The sequence below is a fragment of the Nereida ignava genome, assembly GCF_001049735.1.
Taxonomy (GTDB): Bacteria; Pseudomonadota; Alphaproteobacteria; order Rhodobacterales; family Rhodobacteraceae; genus Nereida; species Nereida ignava.
Genome location: NZ_CVPC01000015.1, coordinates 31,392 through 41,813 on the forward strand (window position 1 = coordinate 31,392; position 10,422 = coordinate 41,813).

Annotated in this window: 14 protein-coding genes and 1 tRNA gene; 10 read left to right on the top strand and 5 right to left on the bottom strand. The window is 49.4% G+C overall.

Annotation, left to right across the window (positions count from 1 at the left end; genetic code table 11):
• Nucleotides 1-92 precede the first annotated feature (92 nt).
• Together NIG5292_RS11595 and NIG5292_RS11600 are read right to left on the bottom strand one after the other, a co-directional pair.
• Nucleotides 93-419, bottom strand: a complete 327-nt coding sequence (locus tag NIG5292_RS11595; RefSeq protein WP_074842145.1) for a DUF6626 family protein — start codon at nt 417-419, stop codon at nt 93-95.
• Between the two features lie 293 nt (nt 420-712).
• A complete protein-coding gene (locus NIG5292_RS11600) occupies nt 713-1,618 on the bottom strand; it encodes a hypothetical protein (protein ID WP_048599716.1) in 906 nt (301 codons plus the stop codon).
• 133 nt (nt 1,619-1,751) lie between these two features.
• Here NIG5292_RS11600 and NIG5292_RS11605 point away from each other — a divergent pair, with 133 nt between their 5' ends.
• From NIG5292_RS11605 to NIG5292_RS11650, 9 genes are all read left to right on the top strand, one after another.
• The gene (locus NIG5292_RS11605) at nt 1,752-2,555 is read left to right on the top strand and encodes a hypothetical protein (RefSeq protein WP_048599717.1); all 804 of its coding nucleotides are present in this window, start codon (nt 1,752-1,754) and stop codon (nt 2,553-2,555) included.
• Nucleotides 2,556-2,619: 64 nt separating this feature from the next.
• Entirely contained in the window at nt 2,620-3,336 is a 717-nt protein-coding gene (locus NIG5292_RS11610) for an AAA family ATPase (protein WP_048599718.1), read from the top strand.
• Complete coding sequence (locus tag NIG5292_RS11615; RefSeq protein WP_048599719.1) at nt 3,336-3,644, top strand: hypothetical protein; 309 nt, start codon at nt 3,336-3,338, stop codon at nt 3,642-3,644. The genes NIG5292_RS11610 and NIG5292_RS11615 overlap by 1 nt, the downstream gene beginning before the upstream one ends.
• Before the next feature lie 417 nt (nt 3,645-4,061).
• Nucleotides 4,062-4,703 carry a hypothetical protein gene (locus NIG5292_RS11625; protein WP_048599721.1) on the top strand — a complete coding sequence of 214 codons (642 nt, stop codon included), beginning with the start codon at nt 4,062-4,064 and terminating at the stop codon, nt 4,701-4,703.
• Nucleotides 4,704-5,133: 430 nt separating this feature from the next.
• The gene (locus NIG5292_RS11630; protein ID WP_048599722.1) at nt 5,134-5,592 is read left to right on the top strand and encodes a hypothetical protein; all 459 of its coding nucleotides are present in this window, start codon (nt 5,134-5,136) and stop codon (nt 5,590-5,592) included.
• The gene (locus NIG5292_RS11635) at nt 5,585-5,917 is read left to right on the top strand and encodes a DUF3768 domain-containing protein (protein WP_048599723.1); all 333 of its coding nucleotides are present in this window, start codon (nt 5,585-5,587) and stop codon (nt 5,915-5,917) included. Before NIG5292_RS11630 ends, NIG5292_RS11635 begins: the two co-directional genes overlap by 8 nt.
• 87 nt (nt 5,918-6,004) lie before the next feature.
• The gene (locus tag NIG5292_RS11640) at nt 6,005-6,685 is read left to right on the top strand and encodes a hypothetical protein (RefSeq protein ID WP_233488225.1); all 681 of its coding nucleotides are present in this window, start codon (nt 6,005-6,007) and stop codon (nt 6,683-6,685) included.
• 198 nt (nt 6,686-6,883) lie between these two features.
• The gene (locus NIG5292_RS11645; protein ID WP_048599725.1) at nt 6,884-7,450 is read left to right on the top strand and encodes a tyrosine-type recombinase/integrase; all 567 of its coding nucleotides are present in this window, start codon (nt 6,884-6,886) and stop codon (nt 7,448-7,450) included.
• A gap of 40 nt (nt 7,451-7,490) precedes the next feature.
• Nucleotides 7,491-7,913: a hypothetical protein gene (locus NIG5292_RS11650; protein WP_048599726.1), complete on the top strand. Its 423-nt coding sequence runs from the start codon at nt 7,491-7,493 to the stop codon at nt 7,911-7,913.
• Here the strand turns inward: NIG5292_RS11650 and NIG5292_RS11655 are convergent.
• The gene (locus tag NIG5292_RS11655) at nt 7,883-9,133 is read right to left on the bottom strand and encodes a tyrosine-type recombinase/integrase (protein WP_048599727.1); all 1,251 of its coding nucleotides are present in this window, start codon (nt 9,131-9,133) and stop codon (nt 7,883-7,885) included. The two genes, NIG5292_RS11650 and NIG5292_RS11655, sit on opposite strands and share 31 nt — an antisense overlap.
• 108 nt (nt 9,134-9,241) lie before the next feature.
• Here NIG5292_RS11655 and NIG5292_RS11660 point away from each other — a divergent pair, with 108 nt between their 5' ends.
• Entirely contained in the window at nt 9,242-9,847 is a 606-nt protein-coding gene (locus tag NIG5292_RS11660; protein ID WP_143082015.1) for a hypothetical protein, read from the top strand.
• A gap of 213 nt (nt 9,848-10,060) precedes the next feature.
• On the opposite strand, the gene NIG5292_RS11665 is transcribed toward NIG5292_RS11660, so the two are convergent.
• Together NIG5292_RS11665 and NIG5292_RS11670 are read right to left on the bottom strand one after the other, a co-directional pair.
• Nucleotides 10,061-10,135, bottom strand: a tRNA-Phe gene (locus NIG5292_RS11665).
• 101 nt (nt 10,136-10,236) lie between these two features.
• A partial coding sequence (locus NIG5292_RS11670; protein ID WP_082136699.1) for a DNA gyrase inhibitor YacG occupies nt 10,237-10,422 on the bottom strand: 186 nt, incomplete at its 5' end.

The following is a 10,422-nucleotide window of genomic DNA, read 5'->3' on the forward strand; positions in this document are numbered from 1 at the left end:
TGCTAAACCACCAACCAACTTGTGTAAGTAGTTCCCCATAAAAAACCGCAGCGCAGATTTTTGAGGCTGCAGAACCCATTTCGGATGATTGCTCATACTGCCATCCGTTCCGGCGCACGCCACACGGCTTCTGCTTGCGTAGCTATGGCCCTGTCACAAAGAGCTTTAAGGTTTGCCAAGCGCTCCCCCCACGCTTGATGATCTTGCTGATCACTTGCCGCCAATCGCGCTGCATAATACCCAAGCTTGCTTGCACAAATGCTGAGCGTGCTCACACTTGGTTCCGTGTTGTGATAGCGCAGCACGCGGATATAGCCCTCACTGCGCCCCAGCCAGCTGTGACAGAACTCTGGTGTGTTCTGCACGATACCGGTTGCGATCAACTCATCGCGCATGTGTTCTAATAGTCTTATGCTCATCCAATTCTCCCAGTGTTTTGGTCTCGCAAGTATTTATCAAAACACGGTTGTGTTGGAGCAAACACGAGTGCGGATAGTGTCGCTCAGCAAACAAGCCAGAAGCTGTGTTGCGAAAATTTCTTGCGGCACTGTGGCGCGAGACTGTGTTGTGGAAACTTCTTGCGATGCTTTGGTGCAAGACTGTGTTGTGGGAATTTCTCAGGAGACTGTGGGATAACCACTATGTTGCAACCACAAACCTACAACACAGTGGTTGCGCCATAGTTGTGCGTGCCTGTGACGGAACCCAGTTCCTAGCTCTCGCTGCGTCCAAGCTTTTTCTTCCAACGGCGACGACTTGAGATCAGCGTCCAGCTGTCATTAAGGTTCGGCTCCAGCCCATGCTCCACTTTGTCATAACTGGGAAACCGTCCCCGTGCTGCATTCTCGGCCAGCGCAATACCTCTGCTCCAAGCACGGCTTGTGAGTGCAGACAGCACTGAGCGATCATATGTGAGTTCACCACGTGGTATGCGCACTTTGGGGTCTAGTTCACGGCTATAGGTATCGCTGACCTTTGCGCGAGCTCCAACACGCCACAGGGCTTGGCGGGGCATGGCACTGCGCACCCACACAACATATAAATACCGAAACAGCGTATCCTTGCGCTGGCGTGTGCCCAGTAAAGGATATTTTGCAACTGGTTCTGGTAAAACACGGCGCTCTTTTAGTGAGCCATCGATCAGTTTGCCCAACTGCCTTGTTATCTGCGCTTTGCTCAAACCAACGGGGATATTCACAACCATAGAATTGGGCTGACCTTGTTCTGTCCAATCATCTTCAATGAAGTCTTGTAGACGGGATGCAGCTTTACGGTGTCTGTCGCTGCGCAGCACATCGACTTTACGCACACGTGGCTTGCTGCCTTTGTACCCAAACACAGGCAACGCCCGCTCACTCCACCAGTCCAAGAAGCGAACCCGTTGAACGTCGCCTAAGTCGTCATAGACCGCTAGCACGTCCTCAAAGTCAGCAGGCAGTGTTGCGAGTTCTTGTTCACTTAAATCATTCGCGCGAAAGCGCCGCGCCAGTTCATAGCTTGGGCTGACGGCCAAATACTCCATCCAAAGCAGATAGAAACCGAGGTTTGCGGCCCATACGCCGTCCTTACGGAAGTCTGTGGAACGAGGGCTATCATAGTGTTTTCGTTCATTTTGCATAGATAAATTGGAATAACATTATCCGCTAATTGTCAATTATGCGTAGTAAATATCGATTCTAGTTGTCTGGTCGTAAAACTTGAACATCGACACGGCAATCAAGCCAGTCGCGGTCAACACAGGAGATATTCACATGACCAACACAACAAACAACACACTCATGGTGGCAAACACAGTAGATGCTCTGATCGAAAAGCGTCGTATTTGGGAAGAGGGTACTTATGCTGCCAGCAACGCGGAGCTTTATACTCTGCTGGGCAACACCTTGGATTTGTTCCTCAAGGTTCGCAAAGATCGTGGCCTTAGCAAAGCTGTCACTGACCTTCTGGATACTTACAATGTCACGTATAACTCGCAAACCAGTCTTGCTCTTCGCATAGTACGTTTGATCTTTGTGGGCAGTGGGCGTGAGACCAAAATAGCCAATCGCGCTTACACATATGCTCGCGTTCTTGTGGTAGCAGCAGATCAGCGGATCACAGGGGAAACGCTTCCAAAGTTCATCACTGACAACAACGGTATTGACGAAATCCGCCGCCAAGGCGCTGACGGAGAAAGCCCTGCCGCGCTCGCAAAAAAAAGTCGGGAATACGCTGAAAGCGTGTTGCACAATCAACCGTCACTGATGTCGGTAGATATGATGGACGATCTTCAACCTGTGGACGGGGCATTTTACAGCTTGGCGCTGGTCCGTAAAAACGCGGATGGTTCAGCAAGTGTTGTGTTCGGGACCAACAACGCAGCAGCTGTCAACACTGTACTGTCTATTGCAGGCAAAACGCTCAAGCAAAAAGCAGCGCAAACCGCTGAACACAATGTTGCCAAGCAAGACGCGGAGCAGCGTGCAGAAAATGTAGCACAGCTTGTTGCAGGTATCGCAGCTGCACAAATGCCGACTGATGTAAGCGTCACTGAAGCTGAGCTTACCCCAGCATAAACGGACAGAGCTTGCAGGCAGCGTCACCGTCGCCTGCAGCCTCTCATCTTACAAAGGAAAGACTATGACATTTGACAAAAAACATCGCCCTCAAGTGCTCAGCGACGTGGTCTTCGCAAGCAGTGATGTACAACAAACACTTGAGGATTACGCAAATAACAAGCGCGACAAGCATCTATTGCTCTACGGACCCAAAGGCACAGGTAAGTCGGTCTCTGCTGAGTTGATTATGAGAGAACGTTTGGGTTCGATTTGGCAGGCAGGTTTGGCAGAGCCCTTTAATGCAAAAGCCTATGCGGCACAGCATGACAGCTTTGGGCCTATTCTCAGTCAATGGAATTGGCAACTGTCTGCAGGAGCTCTTGCTGGCTGCTCTATTGTCGACGAGATTGATCAGTTCACACTTCCAATGCAACACAAGCTACGGGCGTTCATCGATCAATATGAAATGGGTGTGGTCATTGCGACGACAAACAACCTGCACTTGGTTGATGGCCCGCTGAAGGATCGTTTCCGTCCTGTGTTTGTGGATTACCCCAGCGTTGCCCAATGGGTATTACGAGTGGTTGCAGTGATGACAGCCGAAGGCATTCCAATCACGTCGTCACAGGCACAGGTGTTGTTGAGCGGATTTGAGGGTAGCGGTCGTACTCTTAACGATTGGATCGAAGACTATGTGTTGCGATTGCAGGGCGCTGTGCACAAGCTCACGAACCCTGCGGCATCAGGCGTCACGCCTGCTCAAATTCTGACAATTCACAACACAACGGAGGGCAAGTGATGGAGACGCTTGATTTTGAACTCTCCTGGCTCCCTCAGCTGGTTGACGAAGAAACCGAACGTATGATTGCCCAATGTTATTACTGGGACGACTTTGAGAGGATTGCGCCAATATACGGCTTAGATTTGAACGTATATGCGTTGCCTGAACAGCCCTACGAAACGCATGTACTGGAACGGGCCAAGCGAACACTTAAAAAGGCGCAATACACAGCCTTCAAACGTGTTTGGTGTGGGTTAGACGGCGCAGATCAGACTGCGCTTATCGACTATGCGCTGAACCACAGAAGGAAAGGTCATAGCAAATAAGGCGTTGCTTCTTGAGCTGTTGAATTTAAATCAGCTGGTCGACAAAAGAGTGATCGAGGCGTTGAAGCGTTTAGAGCAGATTGACGATTTAACGCCATGGTATGAGAGTTTGGACTCAATTCTACTGTTACAAGGGTTGCTGGTTCCCGGTTTGATAGACGCGATGTATTCGCAAGACATGTAATAGCAATTAGCACCGTCAGCATTTTTGTTGGCGGTGTTTTTTTGTCCCGCGCTTCATCGGTGACTGTGTTGTGGAAACTTCTTGCAACACTGTGTTGTAACCACAGTGTTGCAACCACAAACCTACAACACAGTGGTTCCAACACAATTGTGCGTGCCTGTTTTTGCGACACAGCATAATCTGTTTCTGCCCCGTTTTGTGCCTTCGTTGATAAATAAACATGGAGAACCACAATGGGATTTGAGCAACGCAAACAAGAACGACTGGCATTGGTGCAGCACCTAATGGCCCAAGACTGGGATGTGTTTGGCACGCTCAAGTTCGTGAATGGCAGAACGATTGGACGTAAGACTGCCAACAAACTCCTGCGCAGCTACTGGAACAAACTGGATCGCGTGATCTATGGCAAAGCCGCTGAGCGTCAGAACATGCGGGTGCCGCGCTGGTGCTTTGCTCATGAAGGCGCGGATCATGAGAACTTCCATGTTCACTTCGTAGTGCCAAGTCCACTGCAGGACACAGAACATATGTGCTGTTTACTCAACGCAATCTGGGCGCAGCATGACACTCAAACAGCACCGCTGGCTAAAAACTGGATCATGCCCGTACAAGACCGCGCGGCTGTGACAAGCTATGTCACCCACGAGTATTGGCGCTTGGGCAGTGACACGATTCTGGACAATCTCAGTTGGGACGCTAAGCAATCAACCCCGCCGCCACAGCTCGCATTGAATGAGCACTACGCCCAACAACAGGCACATCGCATTACACGGGCGGCCAGCCCACTCTGGCTACATCAGGCACAACAGGCATTACAGGCACAACAGGCACGACATGAGGCGAGCGGTGATTTGCAGATGATGGAGCGTGGCTAAGCCCCTTCGCGCAGCAAGCACTTGAGCAGTTTAGACAGGGTAAATGTCAAAGACGCAGGTCTTGGCACATCCTTGTTCACGAGCTGTTGTTCAAACTAACAAAGGTTCAAAAGAACACAGAACATCAACAAAGGCTCAAACGAACTTGATCAAACAGGCAAAGAACAAAGACACAGAGAAAAGCTAAACACAGCGTCAGCGGAGCAAACCGTTAGACGCTTTTTTTGTGGGCGCGGGGTCGGTGTGTGAGCGCTGCTTTTTATACACCAATCATTAAGCGCGAACACATATGATCAATGCCGCACTTATCTGAGCATTACCCCATAATATCATATTATCACATAAAATCAGTTACTTGAGCGTCTTTCCGGTAGCTCTACATTAAGTCTGACCATACGCTTTAGCTGTAACCAAACAGGTAGGAGCGCACATGACACATCTCGCAAAGCTTACATTCAAAACAGTTGATCGCAGCACCAAGCGCGATCCCATTATGGCGCGACGTGACAAACTCGTGGCAGGTCTCAAAGAGCAAAAGATGGTGCACGCGGCAGCACTCAAGAAGCAAGATCACCGAGTTGAGCGACACAAGTGGATCAAAGATAAGTTTGGAGAAGCACAGCTGATCAAAACGCATCGCCGTGTGCGTCCGTGGTTTTTTGAGCAAGACGGCGGCTGGTATGTTCAGTGTCGTTATGGGGCACGTGTGATTGCAGCCGATGGCACCAACAATGCGGTGTTTGTGAAGTCATTGGATGAAGTCGCTGGTGTTCTCGATGCATTTCTCAATGCAGTGGCTGCAGGGGAGTTGGACGCGGCCATCACCAAAGTAGCTGAGCGACAGAAACGCCTAAAGCCAGGGGCTGCCAAAGCTGCGGCAAATGCATAACGCAAACACAGCTAAAATAGCAGCACTTAATGATCGGGCGCGGCAGCGTCTTGATCATTGTCGCTGGATACTCACTCAAGGCGTGTTGTCTTGCGATCCACTCACAGTGGCAGAGCTGCTGATTGCCGTAGAGGACTTCGATGCCTTTACACCAGACAACGACCCATATGCGGAGCATGACTTTGGGGCCATCAAGCTGAACGGCAATACGTTCTTTTGGAAGTTTGACTACTTCGATCTAGACCTGCAGATGCACTCGCCTGATCCAAGTGATCCTGCTGTGACTGCACGGGTGCTCACTATTATGCTGGCAGAAGAATACTGAGCATAATTAAAACTGGCACAGTCATCATCGCCATGCCAATTATTCTGCATGATAGAGTTCCGCGTCCTACCCAATGATAATGCTGTGATGGCACATTCGCCTTTGCTGCGAGCTGCACAGCTGACCCTGCAATACACGCAAGATCATGGTTCAATCCCACTCACGCCTAGCAAGGCATTCAAGCGGGTGTTTGTGCATTGGGCTGCTGAACATTTTGATTGGCCCAACATGGGCTATGACGATTTATTCAGCGTGAACAAAGTCCTCAACGAATATGACTTCCCGCCGCTTGAGCTGGTTCATTTCCTGTTGATAGAGCTTAAACTAGCTCGGCATTACAAAGGGCAGTTCAAAATCACCAAACGCGGTTTAGAATTACTGGCCAATCCATCACAGCTACTGAACACGCTTCTGCCGTTTTATATCTTTAACATTGACCATAGCGCTTACAGTCGCAGCGGTGAACAAGCCTTAGGTACATGGGATGTTTGGTTCAATGTGCTCAACGTAGAAGCCGAGAATACGGCAACAGAACTTGAGCTGTACGAAGTGTTCTACGGCAAGCTCAGTGACGCACCGATGGCATGGCGGGCAACGTCTGCGTTTTACAGCTGCGTGTTACGTCCTATGCGTTGGGCTGGGCTACTGCTTGAACACAAGGATCAAGGCTCAAAGAGGTCTGAAGCTGTGTATCTCAAAACACCCTTATGGCCTGCTTGGTTGCAGTTGGACACTGACGACATTGTTGAGCTTGCACAGCGGCATTAAATGCTTCCTTAACTGCGCAGTTTTACCTGAGCGCAATCACACAGCTCAAAACCTCATAGAATTCGTATAGTATGAGATTTTTTCGTAACCTATTGAATTCATTGGAATATCATTTGACACCATTTCTGGTCGCCCAACCAATACCTCAGACTTTATACTTAAAGCACACAAAAGCTTAGGTTTTGAGGGGATAGCGCCATGCGCCAAGCACAGACACTCAATGATGCACAGCTGCGCAGGGTTATACAGTACTGCCGCAGTCGTCGTCATCCAACACGTGATGAAACGATTATACTCACTAGCTTTTACGCAGGTCTACGAGCTAAGGAGATTGCAGCGCTCACAGTTGGTAATGTGTTTGATGAAGCGGGCGACGTGCGTGAGCAGTTCATCCTCAGCGCAGCACAAAGCAAGGGCGGCAAGACCCGTACAGTGTACCTCAATCAGCGATTGCGGAAGGCATTGCTCGAGTACAGCGCATCTATACCCATCACAGACCCTCAGCGGCCACTGTTTCAAAGCCAAAAGGGCGGGCACTTCTCAGCCAATACTATGTGTCAGCTGTTTTTGGACATTTACAAAGCAGTGGGGCTTAAGGATGCATCAAGTCATTCGGGGCGCAGGACCTACATCACACGCTTAGCAAACAAGGGCGTCGGTGTTCGTTTGCTTGCAGAGCTAGCTGGGCACAGCCAGATTGGCACAACTCAACGATATATCGACATAAACATCGATCAGATAAAAAAAGTAGTAGAGCTTATTTGAAAGAAGGATAAGCATTTTATTGCGACATAAGGAGCTTGAAATGGAAAAACTCAATTTATTAACGATCCCTGAAGGCACTATGGGTCGCTGCAATTCCTTGGACCTTGAGGATTTCATCGACGAAATCACCGATAAAAGTACCCCGCTTCAAATAGGGGAAACAGTCTCGTTTGGAAACTTCGTCCAAATTAATCTCATTTCTAGGGAAGAGACTGATGCAGCAATAGCATTGAAGATCAAATTGATGTTCCAAGCAATGTCTGCGGAAGTAGTAATGGAATTTGAAAAGGAAAAAGATGAAGACATGGAAGTTATTAACGAAGCCCTTTACGGGTTCTACTTCCAAGGCGACGATTTTGAAAAATCGCAAAACCCTCTCGACACCGGATATTTTGATGAGTTCTTGGTTGATCTAGGCTTACGTGATGATCCCTACGAAGATGAAGACGAGGAAGATATGTGATCATCATACTCATCCCTGCTCAATTCAAACCTCCTGCCCGTGAGCATGTCCTTCTTCAAGCGCGGCGTCAAATGACTGTAATGCCGCTCAATCATGCCAATACTTGTACCCATCTGTATAGCCAGCGCATGTATATCCATCCCGTCGTTGAGCAGAGCGAAGGTCGCATAGGTGTGCCGTAGGCTATAAAGCGTTCTGTTTTGCCCTGTACGTGGGCATGTGATCAGCCCTGTATCGGTAAGGAACTTGCGGAACGTCTGGTGGATGTTCTTGGATACGGTGCCATCGGGCAGTCTGAACACAGGCAGATCAACACGCTGCTTGAGCAGGTCTTCAAAAGGGATGTGGCGTATGTCCTCTGACCGCTCGTGTATGCGTTTTAGGTAATTGATCGTACCGCTGCGGCAGATGATGTCCCTGCGTCCAGTCTTGCCTGACACGCTCATCTCTAGGTACTGCTGACCACCGTCTTCAAACAGCGTCACATGCTTCCACTTGAGGTTCAGCGCCTCTGTGCCGTGGCGCATGCCCGTATTGGCCATGATCAACACATAGTCCCGCATCAAATGCCGCATGTCTGTGGGCTTGCCTGCCTTGCCCGCATTGATCCAACTGGGCAGCTTGCGGATCAGTGTGGCGTATTCTTCCCGGGTGAAGTCAGGACGCCGCTCACTCTTCTCACCACGGTTTACCAGCAGTGGCACATTCTTGTGCGCGATAAAGCCCCGCGCCACTGCTTCTTCAAATACACGGTTCATGGCTGAGTTATGAGTATTAAGCGTACTAGCCTTTGGCTCACGCCCCATCTTAGCCCGCCGCCACTCGTAGAACTTCTGCACCTTCTCGTAATCAATGGTGGTCACATACTGTGCACCGAAGAACGGGATGAGGTAGCGCTCAATACATACGATGTAATCAGAAAACACCTTGCGCCCTAAGCCCGCATCCAGCTGCTTGTGCATATCGGCAATAGTCAGCTTGGCAACGTCAGAGAACTTCTTGGTCACAACAGGTAGGTCGTTCTTGTGGCGGAACTTGTACTCAAGAAACGTATCCCGCGCATACTCCTTGGCCTCAGCCAAATCACGCTTGCCCGTGCTTATGCGGATAGTGTGCCCGTCAATTACAAAGGCCGCCTGCCAACGCTTGCTACGCTCACGCCGATACACCCGTACCTCGCCGTCTAGTATCAGATGTGTGTCGTCACGCAGCTGCCGCATGTCATGCTCCTCAACCTAACACTATGGCAGGGCGCACCAACAAGTCTACCAAAGTGTGTGTTAAACCGTTAGGTAGGTCGCAAAGAGTTGGCGATGCGAGGACTACAAATGACCATAGAAATTTCATCAGTTGCTCGGAATATTCTTGTTGAAGAAATTCTTATCCAAGCTGATCTGACACTAGCTGCGCACGCCCGAGTGAGAAAACTGACACTAGATCTAGAAACTAAAGACAACAGACTTGTTTGGGGGGGCATTCAGTCTTTGCTAAACCATGCTGCTATGATTTCTAAAATTCTACTGCCAGATACTAGCAACAATAAGCATGTGAGATATGAACGCTCTCGGAAACTTAAAGAAACTCTGAACGTCAAAGATCAGTCGCTACTTTTGAGACGTACTGTTCGCAACAATGTCGAACATCTTGATGAACGATTAGACGCTTGGATCGAACAGGGTTCTAGCCGCTTACTAGAAGCTACGTTTGAAAATCGATCTGGCTATGATTTCTTGAACAAAAATGGCCGACGTTGGTTCGTTAAGCGAGTCTATTTGGTTGCTGAGGATGTGTTCTTGACTGAAGGTCAAAAAGGCTCAGGTATCGATGAAATATGCATTGCAGATTTAATAGTCGAAATTAGGCAAGTCAGAAAGCAAGCCCAAGACTGTTTGGATAGCGACGGATCAGTAGTTCGCCTGCCTTCGACTAGTTAGGGTAGTCATCGTCCCTCAAAACCCATGTTCCCCCCGAAACTTCGCCAACACAGTGTTCGCAACACAGCACTAGCCAACACAGTGTTCAACACAGCGAATCCGCAGTCAAAATAGTCAGCAACACGGCAAAAAGTGTGTTTAAGGTGTGTTTTTGAATTACACAACTTTAGCGCGCATTGCGCTAAGTTAAGTCATTGATATTGTTGGTAAAAATGGTGCCCAGGGGCGGAATCGAACCACCGACACGAGGATTTTCAATCCACTGCTCTACCCCTGAGCTACCCGGGCACGGGATGGGGTTGACCCCCTTGGGTGGCGTCGTTCTAGGTCAGGCATTAGGTGGTGTCCAGCGCCTTTTTGCCCAATTGTGTATTTCACCGTAATTCGCGCTAGTGAATGTTTTTCGCGGCCCGCTCGGCTTCTATTTCAAGTGCATCTACGATCTGATCCACGTCATCTGGATCCGTGCTGGCAATTGCATAATCACCACCAAGCCACTTTGCCAAATCGATGTCAGCGCAGCGTTTGCTGCAAAAAGGTTTGTAACTTTTATCCGCGTCGCGTTTGCAGATAGG

Bases quoted from the DNA above. Each gene is read 5' to 3' on its own strand.
- NIG5292_RS11660 (WP_143082015.1), top strand. From the start codon at position 9,242: ATGACCATAGAAATTTCATCAGTTGCTCGGAATATTCTTGTTGAAGAA.
- NIG5292_RS11640 (WP_233488225.1), top strand. From the start codon at position 6,005: ATGGCACATTCGCCTTTGCTGCGAGCTGCACAGCTGACCCTGCAATAC.
- NIG5292_RS11610 (WP_048599718.1), top strand. From the start codon at position 2,620: ATGACATTTGACAAAAAACATCGCCCTCAAGTGCTCAGCGACGTGGTC.
- NIG5292_RS11635 (WP_048599723.1), top strand. From the start codon at position 5,585: ATGCATAACGCAAACACAGCTAAAATAGCAGCACTTAATGATCGGGCG.
- NIG5292_RS11625 (WP_048599721.1), top strand. From the start codon at position 4,062: ATGGGATTTGAGCAACGCAAACAAGAACGACTGGCATTGGTGCAGCAC.
- NIG5292_RS11645 (WP_048599725.1), top strand. From the start codon at position 6,884: ATGCGCCAAGCACAGACACTCAATGATGCACAGCTGCGCAGGGTTATA.
- NIG5292_RS11650 (WP_048599726.1), top strand. From the start codon at position 7,491: ATGGAAAAACTCAATTTATTAACGATCCCTGAAGGCACTATGGGTCGC.
- NIG5292_RS11630 (WP_048599722.1), top strand. From the start codon at position 5,134: ATGACACATCTCGCAAAGCTTACATTCAAAACAGTTGATCGCAGCACC.
- NIG5292_RS11655 (WP_048599727.1), bottom strand. From the start codon at position 9,133: ATGCGGCAGCTGCGTGACGACACACATCTGATACTAGACGGCGAGGTA.
- NIG5292_RS11605 (WP_048599717.1), top strand. From the start codon at position 1,752: ATGACCAACACAACAAACAACACACTCATGGTGGCAAACACAGTAGAT.
- NIG5292_RS11615 (WP_048599719.1), top strand. From the start codon at position 3,336: ATGGAGACGCTTGATTTTGAACTCTCCTGGCTCCCTCAGCTGGTTGAC.
- NIG5292_RS11595 (WP_074842145.1), bottom strand. From the start codon at position 419: ATGAGCATAAGACTATTAGAACACATGCGCGATGAGTTGATCGCAACC.
- NIG5292_RS11600 (WP_048599716.1), bottom strand. From the start codon at position 1,618: ATGCAAAATGAACGAAAACACTATGATAGCCCTCGTTCCACAGACTTC.